This is a genomic window from Kitasatospora sp. NPDC059088 (genome assembly GCF_042738155.1).
Taxonomy (GTDB): Bacteria; Actinomycetota; Actinomycetes; order Streptomycetales; family Streptomycetaceae; genus Kitasatospora.
In genome coordinates this window covers 24815-43451 of sequence record NZ_JBHYGR010000031.1, presented here as the reverse complement: position 1 = coordinate 43451, position 18637 = coordinate 24815, and the positions used below count along the sequence as shown (strand labels likewise).

General features: G+C 71.9%; 19 protein-coding genes. 7 read left to right on the top strand and 12 right to left on the bottom strand.

What is annotated here, in order from left to right:
* The first annotated feature begins 218 nt into the window (after positions 1-218).
* Complete coding sequence (locus ACFWXO_RS16600) at positions 219-365, top strand: hypothetical protein (RefSeq protein WP_380524654.1); 147 nt, start codon at positions 219-221, stop codon at positions 363-365.
* Positions 366-395: 30 nt separating this feature from the next.
* On the opposite strand, the gene ACFWXO_RS16595 is transcribed toward ACFWXO_RS16600, so the two are convergent.
* Both ACFWXO_RS16595 and ACFWXO_RS16590 read right to left on the bottom strand, forming a co-directional pair.
* The gene (locus tag ACFWXO_RS16595) at positions 396-668 is read right to left on the bottom strand and encodes an NUDIX hydrolase (protein WP_380524653.1); all 273 of its coding nucleotides are present in this window, start codon (positions 666-668) and stop codon (positions 396-398) included.
* A gap of 79 nt (positions 669-747) precedes the next feature.
* Entirely contained in the window at positions 748-2193 is a 1446-nt protein-coding gene (locus tag ACFWXO_RS16590) for a hypothetical protein (RefSeq protein ID WP_380524652.1), read from the bottom strand.
* A 234-nt stretch (positions 2194-2427) separates the two neighbouring features.
* Between ACFWXO_RS16590 and ACFWXO_RS16585 the strand changes: the two genes are divergently transcribed.
* Positions 2428-2589 carry a hypothetical protein gene (locus tag ACFWXO_RS16585; RefSeq protein WP_380524651.1) on the top strand — a complete coding sequence of 54 codons (162 nt, stop codon included), beginning with the start codon at positions 2428-2430 and terminating at the stop codon, positions 2587-2589.
* A gap of 47 nt (positions 2590-2636) precedes the next feature.
* On the opposite strand, the gene ACFWXO_RS16580 is transcribed toward ACFWXO_RS16585, so the two are convergent.
* On the bottom strand, positions 2637-3767 hold the full coding sequence (locus ACFWXO_RS16580) for a tetratricopeptide repeat protein (RefSeq protein WP_380524650.1): 1131 nt from the start codon (positions 3765-3767) through the stop codon (positions 2637-2639).
* A 356-nt stretch (positions 3768-4123) separates the two neighbouring features.
* Between ACFWXO_RS16580 and ACFWXO_RS16575 the strand changes: the two genes are divergently transcribed.
* From ACFWXO_RS16575 to ACFWXO_RS16555, 5 genes are all read left to right on the top strand, one after another.
* Complete coding sequence (locus ACFWXO_RS16575; protein ID WP_380524649.1) at positions 4124-5185, top strand: NAD-dependent epimerase/dehydratase family protein; 1062 nt, start codon at positions 4124-4126, stop codon at positions 5183-5185.
* Between the two features lie 17 nt (positions 5186-5202).
* Positions 5203-6258 (top strand): NAD-dependent epimerase/dehydratase family protein, encoded by a 1056-nt coding sequence (locus tag ACFWXO_RS16570; protein ID WP_380524648.1) that lies wholly within the window; start codon positions 5203-5205, stop codon positions 6256-6258.
* Positions 6255-7418 carry a DegT/DnrJ/EryC1/StrS family aminotransferase gene (locus tag ACFWXO_RS16565; protein ID WP_380524647.1) on the top strand — a complete coding sequence of 388 codons (1164 nt, stop codon included), beginning with the start codon at positions 6255-6257 and terminating at the stop codon, positions 7416-7418. The genes ACFWXO_RS16570 and ACFWXO_RS16565 overlap by 4 nt, the downstream gene beginning before the upstream one ends.
* Before the next feature lie 119 nt (positions 7419-7537).
* Positions 7538-8293: a hypothetical protein gene (locus tag ACFWXO_RS16560; RefSeq protein WP_380524646.1), complete on the top strand. Its 756-nt coding sequence runs from the start codon at positions 7538-7540 to the stop codon at positions 8291-8293.
* 14 nt (positions 8294-8307) lie between these two features.
* Positions 8308-9663, top strand: coding sequence for a hypothetical protein (locus ACFWXO_RS16555; protein ID WP_380524645.1), 1356 nt, complete (start codon positions 8308-8310; stop codon positions 9661-9663).
* A gap of 38 nt (positions 9664-9701) precedes the next feature.
* On the opposite strand, the gene ACFWXO_RS16550 is transcribed toward ACFWXO_RS16555, so the two are convergent.
* The 9 genes from ACFWXO_RS16550 to ACFWXO_RS16510 form a co-directional block, all read right to left on the bottom strand.
* The gene (locus ACFWXO_RS16550; protein ID WP_380524644.1) at positions 9702-10592 is read right to left on the bottom strand and encodes a glycosyltransferase family 2 protein; all 891 of its coding nucleotides are present in this window, start codon (positions 10590-10592) and stop codon (positions 9702-9704) included.
* Positions 10589-11326: a dTMP kinase gene (locus ACFWXO_RS16545; RefSeq protein ID WP_380524643.1), complete on the bottom strand. Its 738-nt coding sequence runs from the start codon at positions 11324-11326 to the stop codon at positions 10589-10591. The genes ACFWXO_RS16550 and ACFWXO_RS16545 overlap by 4 nt, the downstream gene beginning before the upstream one ends.
* Positions 11319-12179 carry a nucleoside phosphorylase gene (locus ACFWXO_RS16540; protein ID WP_380524642.1) on the bottom strand — a complete coding sequence of 287 codons (861 nt, stop codon included), beginning with the start codon at positions 12177-12179 and terminating at the stop codon, positions 11319-11321. Before ACFWXO_RS16540 ends, ACFWXO_RS16545 begins: the two co-directional genes overlap by 8 nt.
* Positions 12176-13972: a radical SAM protein gene (locus ACFWXO_RS16535; RefSeq protein WP_380524641.1), complete on the bottom strand. Its 1797-nt coding sequence runs from the start codon at positions 13970-13972 to the stop codon at positions 12176-12178. The genes ACFWXO_RS16540 and ACFWXO_RS16535 overlap by 4 nt, the downstream gene beginning before the upstream one ends.
* 28 nt (positions 13973-14000) lie before the next feature.
* A complete protein-coding gene (locus ACFWXO_RS16530; protein ID WP_380524640.1) occupies positions 14001-15245 on the bottom strand; it encodes a metallophosphoesterase in 1245 nt (414 codons plus the stop codon).
* Positions 15246-15321: 76 nt separating this feature from the next.
* A complete protein-coding gene (locus ACFWXO_RS16525) occupies positions 15322-16506 on the bottom strand; it encodes a DegT/DnrJ/EryC1/StrS family aminotransferase (protein ID WP_380524639.1) in 1185 nt (394 codons plus the stop codon).
* Positions 16503-17363: a sugar phosphate isomerase/epimerase family protein gene (locus ACFWXO_RS16520; RefSeq protein WP_380524638.1), complete on the bottom strand. Its 861-nt coding sequence runs from the start codon at positions 17361-17363 to the stop codon at positions 16503-16505. The genes ACFWXO_RS16525 and ACFWXO_RS16520 overlap by 4 nt, the downstream gene beginning before the upstream one ends.
* Before the next feature lie 44 nt (positions 17364-17407).
* Positions 17408-17890: an RpiB/LacA/LacB family sugar-phosphate isomerase gene (locus ACFWXO_RS16515; protein WP_380524637.1), complete on the bottom strand. Its 483-nt coding sequence runs from the start codon at positions 17888-17890 to the stop codon at positions 17408-17410.
* Complete coding sequence (locus ACFWXO_RS16510; protein ID WP_380524636.1) at positions 17877-18611, bottom strand: hypothetical protein; 735 nt, start codon at positions 18609-18611, stop codon at positions 17877-17879. The genes ACFWXO_RS16515 and ACFWXO_RS16510 overlap by 14 nt, the downstream gene beginning before the upstream one ends.
* Positions 18612-18637 lie beyond the last annotated feature (26 nt).

Here is an 18637-nt window from a genome sequence, read left to right as displayed (position 1 = left end):
GGCCGCCGACTACCGGCGGCCCGCTGGTCCGCCCCACACATCGGCGTGTGCCATTCGGCATCGCACGGCCCAAGCGCGCCGGTAACCTGAACCGACGAAGGACAGGAGGAAGACCCATGGTTACGGTCTCCAGCGGGCGTCTTCGACGCCGGAGCCCCTCGCTGATCACCCCGGGGCTACGCCTGCCCCTTCTCCTGCTCGTCGGATTGGGTCTGTGCATGGGCTCCATCTACGCGGCCGATCACCTGCTGATCGGCACCGCCCAGACCGTCGCTCGGGGCGTCGGCCCGGCCGGGGCCTTCTGCGTGACGATGGGTCTTGCGGTCGCCTTCCGCCGGTACTTCATCGCCTACTTCACCGTGTAGACGGGAAGGCGGCCAACGTTGCCGCTTCGGCTACAGGAGGCCGAGGTGGTCGAGAGCGAGGTAGGCGAGCTCGACGTCGGTCATCAGGCCAGCCCGCATGACCTTCTTGAACTCGTCGAGTTCGATCAGCTCGACGGAGACGAACTCCATCTCGTCAAACTTCTGTTCGGCGACGCGGACGCAGTTGCGGGCGACGTAGGCGTGGCGCTTGGCGGTCGATCCGGCATCGTCCCAGCAGGAGCCGGCAGGCTCGGGGTCGCCCTTGTAGCCGGTTTCCTCCAGGAGCTCGCGTGCGGCCGTCACGCCGGGGTCGTGGCCTCCTCCGTGAAGCCGCCGGGCATCTCGTAGAGCGTCGCGTCTGGGCCAGGCCGGTCAGGACCTTCTAGACCACGTCGGCGTCTTCGCCATCCGGGCACAGTTCCTCGCGGTAGCCCTGCCGAAGGATCTGGTCGACCTCATCGGCAATCGCACCCGGGTTCTGCCAGGAGGCGCGTGTTGCCTGCGGATACCACGGATAGGATCCGGCGTCGGCGCAGCCCGTCCGCGGCGCGTCAGTCCCGCTGGGAAGCAGCCAGAAGCTCTCCCCCGCCTCACGCTCGGCAGTCCAAGCGGACGCCGCGTCGGAGAGCGTGATCTGGATACCGGTGGCCGACTCCTTGCCAACGTTCCAGCCCTTGGCCCGGAGCCGGGCGGCGACCAGAGGGTAGTTGTCTCCCTCGCCGAAGCGCGGGCCAGCTTCCACCGTCCGGTGCGCCGGCTTCCACGGACCGCCGCGCTGCTGCACCAGGGCCCGCTGGCTCTCCGGCAGGCCGCGCCACACCCGTCGGGCCTCCTGTCGTCCGGCGGCGGTCAGGCGTAGGAACGCCCGCGGGTCGTACACCTTGCTGTTGACCAGCCCCTCGACCATCGGCGTGCCCGCCTCATCGAGTAGCTGGAACCAGAAGAACCCGAGCTCCTGGCGGACGAGCTCCCAGCCTTCGGGCCACGTCGCCGGCACCAGCCCGAGCGAGTCTGCCGGGGCGGTCCACTCCGCATCGACCCCGAGCAGCCGGTACGTCTCCGGGGTCTCTCCCTCTCCGTTGATATTCCGGGGAAGCGTATTTGACTTCAGGAAATTCTGGAAAAGCTGCTCTTGCGCGTTATTGGGATCGAGTGCCGCGGTCAGGGCGGCCAGCTCCGGAGCGTTCCCGTTCTTCTGCCACCATTTCCGGTCTTTCCAGGATTCGAATACGCCGAAGGTCGACAGAAGCGACCAGGGGACGTTGGCGATGTGGGCGACGAATCCAGCCATAAACAAGACAAAGCCAAGGAGACCCGCGGCGATCCTTAGGGCCATCGCCTGCCCATCCGCCAGGCGGAAGAGGCCAAGGCCCGCAGCGGTGGCCGCATCGGCCGCCAGCCCGACCAGCAGAGCCGCTACCGCCGTCATGACCACTGACCTGGCAGGGCGCAGCAGCCTGCGCAGATCCAGCGCAACCCAGTAGCTCCAGCGACACCTGCGGCACGTGCAGCGGTCGTCATCCTCGTGGGAGCCGCCCTTGCCGAACACACCCGCCACGGAAACCCAGGTCGCAACCACCGAAAGGACGAGCGCACAGAATCCTGGGAGGAGCGGATAGAAGCCGAGAACCTTCAACGCGAACCCGAACGCCTGGGTCGGATGCCACTGTTCGAGATTCCACTCCGTGACGAAAAATGCAACGGTGGCGCTGACGGCCGTCACCCCGACAATGCCGATACCGGCAGCGAGCGACTGTGCGACGGATACTGGCGCGAAGGCGTCACGATGGCGTTCGAACGAGATCCAGCTTCGGCGATCGGCGACCACAGCACTCCCCTAGTTTTCGGCTGGACCAGGATGGCAGGCCCGGGGATGCCGGTACAACTACGAACGGTGCCCTCCACCGGGGCGCCAGCGCGGGGCGGGGCAGGCAACCGCCGCCGGCGCTGCCTGGACTACTGGACCGCGAGGTGAGCGAAATCGGGCAGCGATCGGGCCGCCTCGGACGGGGACGTCGACCGTGAACAGTCTCGCCTATCGGTACCCCGGCTCTCTCCGAAGGTGTTCAGCAACGTCCTATGCGGTGAATTCCAGGAAGGTCACCTGCTGATCGGCACCGCCCAGACCGTCGCCCGGGGCGTCGGCCCGGCCGGGTCCTTTTGCGTGACGATGGGCCTTGCAGTCGCCTTCCGCCAGTACTTCATCGCCTACTTCACCGTGTAGATGGGAACCGACCACCACATCTCAGACGGGGCTGGTGGCGGGGGCGCTCACACGGCGGTTATGGAGGCGGCTCGCTGTGAGAGCTCGGCTGCGCCGGGGATCCCCCTCTGTGCGTAGAGGGCGAGGTTCGAGCGCATCGTTTCCAGTTCCTTGCCGTTGCGGCGGGAGATGACGCCGTCCATGAGGTCGAGGCTCTGGCTCCACAGCCCGACGGCTTCCTCGTGTCGGTGCTGAGCGGCAACGGACTTGGCGATGTTGGCAAACGTGATGCCGCGGACCCGGTGGTAGGTGCCCGGGACCCGCTTGTTCAGCGCCGTGCGGTAGTGCCGTTCCGCTGCTGCGTGATCCTTCATCTCGGTTAGCGTTCGCCCGGTGTGGGAGGCGACCACAGCGGCGGCCGGGCCGGCCGCCGCAGCGTAAGCGGGGATGTCATCGTTGCTCGCGAGCATGGCGTCCTCCGCGGCGAGGATGAGGGCGGCGGCGGTCGGGCCGTTCCCGCTGGCACCGTGCGCTCGGGCGGCAGTGATGAGCAGCAGGGCCTCGGTTTGCGGGCAGACTCGGCCGCGTGCGCGCGCCAGCGCGGCTTCGGCGACGTCGATGGTGCCTGCCGGGTGGCCGATGTCGAGGGCTTGGTGGGTAAGGGCGCGCATGGCCCATGCGCTGTGACCGGCAGGGTCGGACTCGCATGCGAATTGGTAGGCGAGTTGGTAGAAGCGTTGGGCTGCGCCCTCGCGGCCGAGGTCGTGGCACTTCCATCCGACCAGAGTGGCCAGCTCGGCTCCGGCTCCGAAGGCGCTTCGGCGGACTTGGTCGTTCGGGAAGGTGCCGTTGAGCATCGGGGTGACGACGTCGTTGAGGAACGACGCGATGGCGACGAGTCCGTGGCCGCCGCCGAGGCGCTCGTCAGCGGTGCGGAACATCTCGGTGAACTGGCGGACGGTGGCGACTTCGTCGATGCCGACGCGGTGGCCTGTGGCTGTGGCGCGTAGGGCGGCGGCAGCGGCCTGGGGGTCGTAGTTGAGCGGGAAGAGAACGGCGCCGGCGGAGAACGCGAGGGAGAGGAAGTCCCGGCGGTTGTGCACGATGAGCCTCCCGAGATCGGAAGCGGCGGCCAGGGGGTCCGGGGCGTTCGTGTCCCCGATGACGTCTGAGCCTAGACCGATCTCGGCGACTGTCACGCGCCGTCGGAGCTTCCTGCTGAGTGCCTCGGCAACGTAGGTGGGCGTTAGCCCGGACGGGATGGCGCCGGCGACCACCCAGGAGTGCACCGCCGATCGGGAGGTTCCCAGCTTCACTCCCGCTTCAATGGCGAGCGCCCTGACCGCTCTGGCCAGGGCTTCGTACGTGAACCCAGCTTCTTGGAGGACGGCGGCCAGTTGCCGGTTGGGCCTCTTTGGTGCCGACAATTCGCACCCCCACTGATGATCATGAACAGGATGAACGTGATGAGCGGGGGAACACGGTACCTCCGTGTCGGCGCCGGGGGTTGACTAACGGAACAGATTCACGCACTCCAAGGGGAGGAAATTCCCTCATGGTTGACGCACCGTCAGACTCACGTACGCGGCGGCTGGCCGGAGCCACCGTGCTGGTCACCGGCGGCGGCGGCCTGGTCGGCAGCCGCATCGTTGCCCAGCTCGCCTCGCACGGGGCCCACCCGCTCGTCCTGGACAGCTTCGACGCCTACCCGCACGCGGTGCGCGACCGGTTCGAGGTGGACCGGCACGCGGCCGAGGTCGTCCTTGGGGATGTCCGCGAGCGAGCCACCGTCAAGTGGCTGACTGGCCGAGCGGACTTCGTGATCCACGCCGCTGCGTACGCGGACGTCGCGGCCTGCACGCGCAACCCGGACATCGCCTTCGCCAGCAACGTGCACGGCACCCAGACGCTGCTGGACGCCGTCACTGAGACCGCGGTGAAGCGGCTGGTGTTCGTGTCCTCCGCCTCCGTGTACGGCGACGGCACTCCTGCGGGAGACGGTCCGGCGCGGTTCACGGAGGACCGGCCGCTCACCCCGATCTCCGTCTACGCCAACACAAAGGTCTGGGCGGAGCACCAGGTGCGGCTGATGCTCGAGGGCACCGGCACCGAGCACGCCATGGTGCGGTACTTCTCCGTCTACGGCGACCCGCAGGTGCCCAAGCCCGCCTCGCACTCGTGGATGGTGCCGTGGATGGCGATGTCCGCCCACACCGGCCGCCCGATCCGGCTGAACGGCGGCGGCCGGCAGGTGCGGGACATGGTTCACGTCGACGACATCGCCCACGCCACGATCCTGGCCCTGGTCACCGACGAGATGGCCGGACAGACGGTCAACGTCGGCACCGGCGTGCCCACGACGGTCCGGGAGATCGCCGAACTCATCGCCGCCCACTACCCGGGCGCCGCCTTCGTCGAGACGCCCAGGCCCGAGGGCGACCCGCTCGGCGGCTACGCCGACACCCGCCGCGCCGCCGCCCTCCTCGGCTGGCAGCCCGGCATCCGTCTCGCCGACGGCATCGACCGGTACGTGGCCTGGCTGAAGGCCACCCCCGGGGCCGTCCCGGACTGGTTTACCGCCCCCGCTGCCGCCGGCGCCGCCGTGCTGGCCGCCTGACCGAAAGGATCATCCTGATGCGAGTCGTACTGCTCGGCGGTGCCGGATACCTGGGCACCGTCGCCTCCCACCGCCTGGCCGCGCTGGGCCACGAGGTCACCGTGGTGGACGGGCTGATCTACCACCGCGAGGACGACCCCACCGTCCTGCTGCCGCGCACCGCCCGGTTCGTGCGCGGGGACCTGCGCGACGCCGCGCTGCTGGCCGAGGCCAGCGCCGGCGCGGACGCCGTGGTGCACCTGGGCGGGATCGTCGGCGAGCCCGCCAGCCAGGTGGACGAGCAGCTCGCGGTCGAACTCAACTACGCCTCCCCGATGATCGCCGCCGAGGCCGCTGCGGCGTCCGGCGTCGGGCACTACGTGTTCTTCTCCTCGTGCAGCGTCTACGGGCTGCACGAGGGCACCGTCGACGAGGACACCGAGCCCAACCCGCTGGGCATCTACGCCCGCACCAAGGTGCTGGCCGAACGGCGCCTGCCCGATGTGCTCGGTGCGGACTGCGCGCTGACCAGCCTTCGCCTGGCCACGGTCCACGGCTCCTCGCCCCGCCAGCGGCTGGACTCGGTGGTCAACAAGATGGCCGCCACCGCCGCCTTTACCGGCCGCATCCCCCTCAACGGCGGCTCCCAGCGCCGGCCGCTGGTGCACGTCGGGGACGTGGCACAGGTCCTGGCCGGGGTGCTGGGCCAGCGCCTGACCGGTGCCTGGAACGTGGGCAGCGACCCGGAGAACTACACCATCGGCGACATCGCCGCCACGGTCGCCGAGGTCGTGCCCGGCGCGGCGATCGACCGCGGCCCGGAGCGGGACGAGACGGACGCCCGCGACTACCGGGTCTCCTTCGCCCGGCTCCAGCGTGCGTTGCCCGGCGCGTGCTCCACGACTCTCAAGGACGGGGCGCGCGAGGTCGCCGACCTGGTGCTGACCGGCCAGGTCGCCGACCCCGCGCAGGCCCAGTACGACAACCACCGTGGCCTGATCGCCGCCTTCGCCGCCGGGAAGACCAGGCGCCTGGACACCGCCGACTGCCGGCGCTACGGCACCGAGTACGCGAGGGCGTGGGGGCAGGCATGAGCATCGACATGCCGGCCCGGCCGGTAGCCGCCGTGCCGTTCCTGCCGTGGAACCGCCCCTCGATCGGCCCGGAGGAGGAAGCGGAGGTCCTGGACACGCTTCGCTCCGGTTGGCTGACCCACGGGCCCAAGGCCACCCGGTTCGAGGAGGCGGTGCGGGAGGCGCTCGGCGCCCAGGACGCGTTCGCGGTCTCCTCCTGCACGGCAGCCGTGCACCTGGCCCTGCTCGCCGCCGGGATCGGGCCCGGCGACGAGGTGATCACGCCGAGCCTGACGTTCTGCGCGGTGCCCAACGCCGTGGTCCAGTGCGGCGCCGCCCCGGTGTTCGCCGACGTCGACCAGGTGACCTTCAACCTCGACCCGGCGGCGGCCGAGGCGGCGATCACCCCCCGGACGAAGGCGATCGCCGTCATGCACTACGCCGGCCAGCCCTGCGACCTGGCCGCCTTTCGCAAGCTGGCCGACAACCACCAGCTACTGCTGATCGAGGACGCCGCCCACGCCCTGCACGCCTGGCGCGACGGCGCCCGGGCCGGCTCCGTCGGCGACCTGACCGTCTTCTCCTTCTACGCCAACAAGGTCATCACCTGCGGCGAGGGCGGCCTGCTCGCTGGCCGCGGCGACCTCGTCGAGCAGGCCCGGCTGCTGGGCCGCCACGGCATCGACTCCTCCGCCTGGCGCCGGCACGGCGAGCGGCGCACCGCCGAGTACGACGTCGCCGTCCCGGGCCTGAAGTACACGATGCCCGACATCACGGCGGCGGTCGGCCTGCGACAGTGGGAGAAGCTGGCGGACTTCACCGCGGCCCGGGCCCGGATCGCCGCCGCCTACGACCACTCGCTGGCCGGCCTGCCCGGACTGCGCCTGCCGACCGTCCTGGAGGAAGTCCGGCACGGCTGGTTCCTGTACCCGGTGCTGATCGACCCGGCCGCCGACCGCACCCGGGACACGGTGGCCGACGCGCTGCGCGACGTGCACGGGATCGGCACCAGCGTGCACTTCAAGCCGGTGCACCGGCTTGCCGCCTACCGCAACCTCGAGACCTACCTGCCCGTCACCGAGCGGGTCGCCGCTCGGGAGCTGTCCCTGCCGTGTTACCCGGCCATGACCGCCGCCGACGTGCGGCGGGTCATCGACGCGCTGCACGCCCTCTGGCGCTGAGCGCACCGGCCCTGCCCGTCGCGCCGCCACTCTGCGCACCCCGCGCGGCGAGGCGGCGCGGCATGAGCCGGAGCAGCCGACTGTCCCCTGCCCGCGCCACCTCTTCCTGGAGCCCCTGAATGACTTCCTCCGAGCAACTGCCGGCGGACCTGACGCTGCGCACGCTGGCGTTGGCTGGCCGTCTTCCCGACCATCAGGTCCTGGACCCGGCGACGCTGTCCTGGATCGCGTGCAACCGGCCCCCCGACAGCGCGCCACGGCATCGCACTACGGAGCGCCCGACGCTGTTCGTTCCCAACGTGGCCTGGTTCGCCCACGCCCGGGCCGCCGAGTCGATCCACGGGGTGCGGCATGGCGCCCGCGTCGCCGTCCTTGTCCAACTCCTTGCTCCGGCCCACGGCGTCGGGCCCGAACGGGCCCGCGCGCTCGCGATCGCAGCCGCGTGCCATGACTGCCGCCGCCACAACGACCGCGACGACCCCGGCCACGGCCAGCGCGCCGCCGACTGGCTCACCGACCAGGCCGACGCTGTGATCGAAGCATTCGGCATGGCCGGCACCGGGCTCACGGCCGAGGCGGTCACCGCCGTCGCCCTCCACGACGTCCCCCACAGCGCGTTCACCGACGAGCAGACCACTGCGGACCGGCAACATGGCCAGGCCGTCGACCTGCTCAAGGCCGCCGATGCCCTCGACCGCTACCGGCTGCCGCTGGAGCGCTGGTGGCCCGACCCGGCCCGGCTGCGTCGGCCCGTCCCCGCCTGGGCACCCCCGCTCGCCCACGACCTCCTGGTCCACAGCGAACAGGCCCGCCTCGACGGCGCCACCAACCACCAAGCCCTGCGGCAGGCGCTCGACGCCGTGCTGCCCGCGTAGCAGGAGAAGAGGCCGTGCACACCGAATGGGACCACGCCCACACCGATTTCAGCGCTGCGCCTCGACGGGCGGCGCCCGCTGGCCTGGCCGCCGGCGAAGCCGAGTGGCGCGGGCAGCTCGAGCAGGCCCCCAACGGGCACCTTCTGCACGCCAACGCCTTGCTGAGCACCCTCGCCGCCGGTGCCCCGGTGCGCCTCCTGCACCTGACCCGCTCCCTGGACCAGGTGCGCGCCAGCGGCCAGCTCCTGGCCTCCACCGGCTGCCTGGTTGGCGCTGTCTATGGCGCCCCGCTCACCCCGCTGACCGGCGGCGCCTTGCGTCCGCACAACCTCGGCGCGCACATGCTGGGCAGCCGCAGCGACCTGGACAGCCGCCGCGGCAGCACCCCGTTGGTCATCGAGGTGGTGCCCGACCGGCCCGGCCCGGTGAAGGGGCTGGACTACCTGCGCTTGGGCGCCGTCCACTTGCGCACCTACCAGGCGTTCCGCCACATCCTTACCACTGCGGAAGAGGATCAGGTCACGCGCTCGGTCACGGACCGGGTCCACGCCACCGCGGCGCTGCTCGACCTGGTGCTGCGCGAGGCCGCCGGCCAGGAGGGCGAGGACCAGCCCTTCGTCGACGCCCTCGCCGACGCCGTCCCCATCGTCCCCTTCCTCGGCTACCTCTACTTCGAGGCTGTCGCCGAGTACCTGATGCTCCACTCCCGCAGCCGCGCCACCCAGGAGTGCGCGGAGTACGGGGAGTTGAACAACCACCTCTATAAGCAGCTGGCGTTCGACGCCGTGGCCAGTATGGGCACCCTCTTCGACCTCGGCCAGTTCCAGCCCGGCCACGCGCGCTTGCTCGGCCTCGTCGGCCGTATCGAGCCCGGCCTCGCCGGCGGGGTCGCCGCCTACGTGCGGCGGCGCGTTGCCCACCAGTTCGCCGCCACCGGCCTCGCGCCGGGCCAGGATGTGCGCGACGTCTCCTTCCAGCGGATCAGCCCCGACCAGCTGGCCGCCGCGGCACCGCACCTGCTGGGTCAGCTGCTCTTCCGCGAGGTGCGCCTGCTGGAGCGCTACCCGCAGCTGTACCACGTCTTCGAGCAGGTCAAGGCGCTGGAAGCGTGGACGTACTGGAACGCCGAGGGCATCTGTGTGCCCTTCAACGGCGCCTGCGGCCCGAAGGGCGAGATCGGCGTCAACCCGGCCGCGCCGAACGCCCGGTTCGCGGTCTGGACCGCCGATTTGGACGAGCGGGGTCTGCTGTACCCCGTCGAGCAGCTGGATGCGGTGCCGGTGCCGCGGCTGGTGCCGTGGCTGGTTGCACCGCTGCGTGACCGGACGCAGGAGGAGCGGTGGAACAACCGCGCGCCGGTGCCGGCGTGAGCGGCGCCGGGTAGGCGCCGCCCGCTCGGGGCCGGCCGTCACAGGATCGGGGGACGCCCCGCCCGGGTCAGGCGCCACACCGTGGTCCACGAGATCGGGCGGCGCTCGCCGTGCCCGCCGTGCAGGCCTTCCCGCATTCCCTTGAACCAGGTGGCCAGGGCGGCACGGTCGCGCCGCATGCGTAGCGACGTGATGACGATCCACGAGGTGATGTAGATCGGGACGAGCGGGGCGGGAAGGCGCCGGAAGGCGACCCAGACCCTGTTGCGGGCGACCAGGCGCAGGTACAGGGCGTGGCGGGCCGGGTCACTGGCCGGGTGGTGGACGATGATCTCCGGAGCGTAGTAGCCGGTGCGGCCCAGGTCCCAGATCCGCAGCGCCAAGTCGAAGCCTTCGTGATAGAGGAAGAAGTGGCCCGGCCAACGCCCGGCGCGCCCGAAGTCGCTGCGGCGGATCAGGATGACGCCTTCGGCCATCGCGGTGACGGTGCCGGGCCGGCTCGGGTCCCCGGCCCGAAGGCGCGGAACCCAGCGCCGCACGGTGACCCCGGTGTCGGGGTCCGCGATCCGGGGCTGGATGTAGGCGGCCTCCGGGTGGCGACGGGCCTGTTCGACGAGCCGGGCCAGGACATCGCGCTCGGGCAGGATGGCGTCGTTGTCGAAGAAGAAGAGGAACTCCGCCGCGTCGGTACCGGCGAGGGCGTCGGCCCCGACGTTGCGGCCCTCGGGGATGCCGAGGTTCTCCGGCAGGGTGACGGCCGCGACGCCGTCGGGCACGTAGTCGGGTTCGCAGCCGTTGCCGACGATCACCGCGCGCAGGTCCACGCCTTCCTGGGCGAGGAGCGAGGCCATCGCCCGGGGGAACTCCTGCGGGCGGTCATTCATCGTCAGCACGATGGCGTCGACGGTGGGCTTCGGGCTGCTGGTCATACGGGCTCCGGGGCATGGACGGCGGATCGGGTGCGCTGCTCGATCAGGGCGCACAGGTCGGTGGCCGCCTGCGCGGCGGTGCGGTGGGTGCCGTTGGCGACGACGGGCCAGCGGTGCCGGGCGGCGAGCTCACGCAGGCCGGTGGCGATGCGCTCGGTGAACTCGCCGTACTCCTCGGTTTCGCGGGTCAGGACCCCCGTGCGGCCGAGCACCGCGTCCGGGCAGCCCGCGGCCTGGTACCAGGCGATCCGGTCCCGCATCGGGGTGTCGATCAGGACGGTCAGGCGCTGGTGCACGGGCAGGGGGCTGGGCGGCAGCAGCGCCTGCTGCCACTCCTGGAGCGCCCGGCGCCGGTGCTCGTCGAGGTGCTGGACGATTTCGGCCTCCAGGCCCAGCCGCACCCAAGTCTTGTCCCACCAGCTGTCGGCGATGACGATCTCGCCCGCCGCCACGGCGGGTACGACCTGCGCGTGCAGGATGGAGTGGTACTGCGCCGCAGCGGCGAGGCTCAGGTGCTCCCAGCCGGCCGCGGTCGCAGTGGGCGAGCGGAACAGCTCGTTGACGGCGCGCACCAGGGCGGCGTGCGCCGTCTCTCCGGTCGGCCGGGCGCGATCGAGGCGGCGAACGGTGTGCCCTGCGGCGCGCAGCGCGGCAACCAGCTGCTCGGTGATGGCGCTCTTGCCGCTTCCGTCGGTGCCTTCGAGGACGGTGAACAGGCCGGGCTGGTCAGCCACGTTGCTCCTCCTTCACGTCCTTGCGAGGCCCCACCCTAGTGGCCGGGGGCCCCTGCTCGGCACTCGCGCAGGTGGCGAGGGCGTCCAGGGCGGCGGCGAGCAGGAGGTCGAGGCCGTCGGCGGTGGACGGGTGGTCGGTGCGGGGGGTGCGGTCGATCAGGGAGTCGGCGATCGCGAAGGCGGCGGCGACGGGAAGGCGCCGGTAGCGGCCGACGGCGAACAGGGCTGCCGCCTCCATGTCGGCGGCAAGGACGCCGTGACGGGCGTACAGGCGAGCCTCGGTCGCACTCTCGCGGTAGAGCGCGTCGGTGGTCCACGCCGGTCCTTGGCGCGGGCGCAGCCCGTGGTCGGCGACGGCGCGGGCGAGGACGGCGGTGAGCCGGGGGTCCGGGTGGGCGTAGTCGGCCGGCGGAAGGTAGTGGCGGGAGGTGCCCTCGCCGCGCAGCGCCCGGTCGCAGATGACCAGGGAGCCGGGCGGCAGGTCGCGGCGCAGGGCGGCGGCGGTGCCGACCGAGATTACCGCGGGGGTGCCGAGGGCGGTGAGCTGCTCGACGACCAGGGCGGTGGCGGGGGCACCGGGGCCGATCGAGGAGCACAAGGCGATCGACTTGCCGCGGTAGCGCACCAGGTGGAGTGTCGCGCTCACCCACCGGTCGAGCTCCTCGACCTGGCGCCCGTCCAGGGCGCGGCGCAGTACGGAGCGCTGGTGGACCAGGACGGTGCCGGCCGTGGCGGCGAGGTCGGCCTGCGGGTGGCGGGTGCGGATGTAGGCGGCGTGCTCGGCCGGGTCGACCAGGGAGGGCAGGGTGTGCTTGCCCGGAACGAGGGTCAGCGGGGTGGGGCGCCGACTCACGCGGACACCGCCAGGCGGTTGCGCAGGGCGGCGGCGAGCTGCTGCTCCGCACCGGGCTGCACGGTGTTGACGCTCTGCCAGGCCAGCACCTCGCTGTCGGCGATGGCGCGCAGGTGGTGGGTGAAGGTGAGGCCGTGGGCGGCCAGCGCCGTTTCGAGCTGCGCCTTGGTGAGGCAGGTGAAGTCGGTGCCGGCGTCGTGCAGGGTCTCCAGCACGTGGCCGATCCGGCGGTCGCCACGGTCGCAGACGGCCTCCAGTAGCAGCCGGCTGCGCTCGCCCCACAGGACGCGGAACCGGTCGTGGGCGGGTCCGGCCAGTGTCGTCAGCCGGTTGCGGATCGCGGTGATCCAGTCGTCCACGAGGTCGGGGTCGGCCATCGGCAGGCGCTGCGAGGTGGTGCCGGGTTTGGGCATGAACTGCTGAATTTTGACGATCACCGCCGCGTCGCTGCGCTGAAGGCGCTGGTGGACCCGGTGGGCGTAGTCGGCGATGGCCAGGCGGTCCTCGGCGGTCTCGCCCGGCGCGCCGACCATGAAGTACAGCATCACGGTCCCGAAGTGGCTGTGGCCGCGGCACAGGTCGAGCGCGCGCTCGACCCGCGTCTCGTCCATGGTCTTGCCGAAGATCCGCACCAGGTCGCCGGCGGCGAACTCCGGCGCGATGGTGATCACCCCTCGGGGCGCGTCCAGCTGCAGCTCGGTGAACAGGTGCCCGGGGTCAACGCGGGCGACGGCGTCCAGGTAGCGCGCGGTGACCTCGTCGGCGCGCACCGAACCGATGATGACGCTGACCGGTTCGGGGGCGCGATCGGCATACGCGGCAATGTGGTCGAGCAGCTGGTAGCGGTGCTTGTACTGGGTGAAGGTCGGCGACGAGATGATGATCTTGCGGACGCGGTGGCGTTCCAGAGTGTCGATGTAGGCGGTGAGCTCCTCGATCGGGGCGTTGCGGAACTGCGGGACCCCGAGCGTGCACATGTGGCAGGAGTGCCGGCAGCCGAGGTTGGCGATGACCAGGGCGCAGCTGCCGTCGCTGATCGGCGAGGTGAAGTGCGCCGGTCCCAGGTCCGCGGCGGTCAGGTACTGGGGCTGGGCGGTGGCGGGCACGGTAAGGGTGCGCGGGCGGACGGCGGCGGTGCCACCGCCGGGCAGCAGGTCGTGCTCATAGAGGGAGGGGATGTACAGGCCGGGGATACGGGCGGCCTGCTCGAGCAGCGCGGTGCGCGCAAGGTCGCGGTTGCGGTGGACGAGGTCGATCAGCTCCAGGACGGAGTGTTCGGCGTCGCCGAGGGCGACGATGTCGAGGTAGTCGGCCATCGGCTCGGGGTTGGCCAGTCCGCCGCTGCCGCCGACGACCAGCGGGTGCCGGCCGGCAGCACGCTCGGCGGTGCGCCGGGGGATACCGGCGAGGTCGAGCAGGCGCAGGACGGAGTGCATGTCCCCGGCGTTGGTGACGCTGACGCCGACGATGTCCGCCTCCGCGACCGGGGCCGGGTTCTCGATGCTGCGGTACGGCTCGCCGCCCGGGGTACGCAGGCGGTTGGCATCCGCGACCAGGCACTCGTAGGCCACGGCCCGCTCGGCGACGGCGGGCACCTGCGGGCGGCGGTTGATCAGGTCGTAGAGGGCAGCGGGCCCTCCGGCGAGCAAGCTGTAGGCGTACCCGTACGAGGACATGAACACCACCCGCAACGCCTGGTCGGGCTTGCCCGCCAGGTCGTAGGGGCCGTGGAGGAGGATCTCCGAGCGGCGGATCCGGTCGGTCTCGGCGCTTAGGGGCGACGTAGATGGCAAGGGGGTGTCCTTTGCGGGGGTTGGCGGGTCAGTCGCGGACGGGGGCGGCGGTGCGCGGTGCGGGGTGGGCGCAGCTGCGCGGGAGGTGGGTCAGGACGGTGCGGACGGCGTCGGCGACGAGCTGGCCGGTCGGCTTCTGGTGCCCGGTGGTGAAGGTGTCGGCGATGTAGTCGCTGGTGAGCACGTGCTGTGGGCCGGTCTCGGCGGGGGCTAGCGGCCAGGTGGCGAGCGGGCCGGCCAGCTCGGGTGCGCTGATGCGCTCCAGCCAGGCCGCCAGGTCGGAGGGGGCCTCGGCGACGACGAGGCGGTTGGCGTACGGCTCCAGAGCGAGTAGGTCGCCCAGCGCCAGGGTGGTGCCGAGCGGCGCGGGACGCAGGGTGGAGTCGGCGAGGACGACCGGCAGGTGGTGCTGGTGGTGCAGGTGCCGGGTGACGGCGGTGAGCAGGGCGTGACGCTCGGGGGTGGTGCCGGCCCAGGGGCGGGCGATGGTGCCGATCGGTTCGGCGAGGCGGCGGGCCAGCTGGTCGATGCGGGTGGTGAGGTCGGACAGGGCGTTGGGGGCGGCACTGCTCGGGTAGATGGCGTGGCCGGCGCTCCAGCTGCCGTCGGCGCCGAGGTGGGCTTCGGCGTAGCCGTGGGCGCGCTCGGCGCCTTTGACGACTAGGGCGCGCCCGGCGGGGGTGGGGTTGCGCTGTCCGGTGTGGCAGTGGCCGGAGAACACCAGGCCGAGGTGCGGGCAGTCGGCGGCCAGGGCGAGGTCGTGCTCGAAGCCGGAGTGGGAGAGCAGAACCCAGTCGTCCACGTCCGGGGTGCAGGCGGCCAGGTCGCGCAGGGTGGTCGCGGGGTCGGCCAGCTGCAGGCCGGGACGCTGGTCGATGCGGACGGCGTCGAATGCCTCGGGGCCCATGATGCCGGTGACGGCGACGCGCCGGCTGCTGATGGTCGCGCGGTGGATGGTGCGAAAGACGGGGCGGGCGTCGGCGTCGAGGACGTTGGCGCACACGGTGATCCGGTGCAGCTTGGGGTCGGTCAGGTAGTGCCTGAAGCCGTGGTTGCCCGGGGCGACGACGTCGTAGAGACGGGTGAGGATCTGGCGTTCGACGGTGCCGCCGCCGAGCTGGTAGAAGCCGGTCCCCTCGAACCAGTCCCCGCAGTCGACGACGAGGTGGTCGGCGCGGGCCCGGTGCAGGTGCGCGAGCAGGGGCTGGGCCAGCTGCAGGTTGGAGTGGACGTCGGTGCTGGCCGTGACTCCGGTCAGGGGCCGGGCGCTCATGGGCTCCCTCGGGAAGAGGTCGGGCCGGGGCCGACCGGTTCGGGCCGGCCCCGGGACACGGGATGCTGACGGAGCGTCAGGCGGGAAGCGTGGCGGCGACGTGGAGCACGGCCTTGCGGATCGCGTTGGCGATGTCCTGGTTGTCCTGATCGCTCATCTGCGGGTGCAGGCATGGGTGCAGGAGCCGGGCGCTGGTCTGCTCGGCGATCGGCAGGTGTTGGCCCTCCGTCGCCTCGCCGATGAGCCGGTGCCCGAGGTGGGTGGGCCGGTCGCCGGGAACGCTGCCCACGCCGTGCTGCTCGGCCAGGACCCGGCGCACTTCGTCCCGGCCCGCAGTGCCCCAGGACGGGGGCAGCAGCAGGTTGTAGAGGTAGTGGGTGTGGCCGCGGCCCAGGCTCGGCGGCAGCAGCAGACCCGGCACGTCCAGGTCGGCCAGCAGGGCGGCGCGCTGCTCGGCGAGCTCGATGCGGCGCTCGTTCATCTCCTCCAGCCGACGCAGCTGGACCAGACCGACCGCGGACTGCAGCTTCGTCAGCTTGAAGTTCGACCCCAGCAGACGGCCCTTGCCGAAGCTGCGCAGGCGGCGCAGCTTCACCGCGAGGTCCTCGTCGGCGGTGGTGACCATGCCTCCCTCGCCGAGGGTGGTCATCGCCTTCTTGCTCTGGAAGGAGAAGACGGTAGCCCAGCCGGCCCGGCCGACCGGGCCGAGATCGGTGTGGGCGCCCAGGGCGCGGGCTGCGTCCACGATGATCCGGGCCGGGCCGTGCTCGGGGTGGGGGTGCTTCTCGGTGAGGTCGAGCAGGGCCTGCATGTCGGCGGGCAGGCCGTTCATGTGGGTGACCAGGATGGCCCGGGTGCGGTCGGTGATCAGCTCGCCGACGTGGCCGGGGTCGAGGTTGAGGGTGGCCGGGTCGGGTTCGGCGAGCACTAGGCGGGCGCCGGCGCGCAGGACGGACAGGTGGGGGCCGGGGAAGTTCAGTGCGCCGGAGATCACCTCGTCCTCGGGGCGCAGGTCCAGGCAGGCGACGACCTGGTCCATCGCGGAGCCGGCGCCGTTGTAGGCGATCGCGTACCGGGCCTGGGTGTGGGCGGCGAAGGCGTCCTCGAACTCGATCTCGTAGGACTTCGCGCGGAACCCTGTCCGCCAGTCCATGGACTCCTCGAGCACGCGGTGCACCGTCTCGCGCTCCTCGTCGGTGTACCAGCCGCCCTGGGCCGGTTGGTCCGGGAAGCGCAGCATGGGCCGGACGTCGGCGATCACCGGCGCGCCCCGTTCGCGTCGGCGGCAACTCCGGCCCGGGCCAGGACGCCGCGCGCGGCCCCGAACGCCCGGCGGGCCGCCTCCTCGGGGGGCATGGCGTGCAGGTCCGGGTGCTTGACCTCCACCGACACCGGCCCATCCCAGCCCCAGGCCGCCAGCTCCTCCAGCAGCCGGACCAGGTCGATGACGCCCTCGCCCGGCAGTACCCGCTGGTGGTCGCGCAGGTCCGCCGCGGGGATGCCGGCCGGGGCGTCGTTGAAGTGAACCCACAGCGGCATCCCGTCGGGGATCTGCGCGAGACCGGGCGAGCCGGACAGGTGCCAGTGGAAGGAGTCGACGAGCACGCCCGCGTTGGGACGGCCGACCTGCCGCAGGACCTCCAGGGCGCCGGGCAGTGTCCGCACGCCGTTCTCCGGCGGGTCGTTGGGCCGCAGGCCCATGTACTCCACGCACACGTTCAGCGCGCGCGAGGCCGCGAGATCGGCGACGGAGCCGATCCGGTCCACCACCTCGGCCGAGCCCGGGATCGGCGCGCCGCTGTCGTCGACGTGCGGGAGCACGAGGGTGCCGCTGCGGCTGCCCAGGCTCGCGGTCAGGTCCATGGCCGCGCCGGCTCCGGCCAGGGCCTCGGCGAAGCGCGCGGTGTCCCAGTTCAGGCGCAGGTTCCAGCCGGCGTGCCAGGGCTGCACGCCGTCCGGGCCGATCAGGGCGCGCAGGCCGGGGTCCTGGTCGAGGGCGGTGCCCCACTTGGCCGCGGACAACTCGACGAACGTGAAGCCGGCGGCGTGCGCAGCGCGGACCATCTCGGCGTACGGGATCTGCTTGTTGAGGGTCGACCGCGTGATCGACAGGTGCATGCCAGTCTCCGTGGTGGGGTCGTGTTCGGATGGGAGGGTGCGGATCAGATCGTCGGACTGCGGCGCTGCTCGTAGGCCGCGATGGCGGCGAGCCTGCGGGCGGCCTTGGTGTCCGGGTCGAAGTGCAGGGTCAGCCAGAGCCGGACCAGCTCGCGCGCCTGGTCCAGCGGGACGATCGCCTGTCCCAGGCACAGCACCTGGGCGTCGGTGTAGCGGATCGCGTGTTCGACGCTGTAAGCGTCGTGGGCGGTGACGGCGCGGATGCCAGCCACCTTGTTCGCCGCGACGCAGACTCCCAGACCGGTGTGGCAGACCAGCAGCGCCCGGTCGGCATGCCCGGCCGCGACCAGTTCGGCGGCGGCCAGCGCCGCTTCGGGGTACGGCACAGGTGCCTGGGTCGCTTCCACGACCTGCTCGACCAGGCGGCTGGCGCGAAGGTCTGCGGTCAGCGCGGCGAGGTGGAGGGCGCCGGCCTTGTCGCAGGCGACGGCAACCCGCCAGCGGAAGCCGGCATCAGGCCCGGCCATGACCGACCTCCTGCGAAGCTGTGAGGCCTGCGGCGGCGAGAATCCGGCGGGCGATCTCGCGGGGCGACAGGTCACCGGTGTCGAAGACCAGGACGGTGCCGTGCCGGTGGCCGAGGTGGTGCAGCAGCGCGGCGTTGAAGCGGCGGGCGAAACCCTCGTCCTCGACGGTGCGGCGGTCGCCCTCGTCGATGTCGGCAAGGTCGCGATCCTGCAGTCGGGCGCGGCGCACGGCGGGTTCGGCGTGTAGGTAGGCGGCGACGTGGAAGCGCGGGAACAAGGGGGCCGCCCAAAGCGCGATGGCCGCGCTGAGGAAGGGCCCTTCGGCGAGGCCGGCGGCGATCGTACGGTCCACGTAGCTGTCCTGCACCAGGACCGCGCTGTCGGAGGCCGGTCGGAGGGCTTCGATACGGGCGAGTACCGCGTCCACGGCGAAGCCGGCGATCAGGTGGGCGGCCGTGACACCGGTGTTGCGGTGGTAAGGCACCGGCAGGCGGTCGAGGACCCCTCGCAGGGGGTGGCGCTGGGCGAGCAGGCCCTGGTGCCGGCGGGCGGGGACGCCGAGCTCGCCCAGCATCGTCATCAGCTCGTCGACCAGCGTGGTCTTGCCGACGAGATCCAGCCCGTCGACCAGCAGGCGCACCGGGCGACGCCTGGGCGTGAGCCACACCGGTCGGAGAAAGCGGGGGCGCTGGCGCTCCGAGGACATGAGGGAGATGACCATGCCGATCCCTTCGTCGGGAGTAAGGC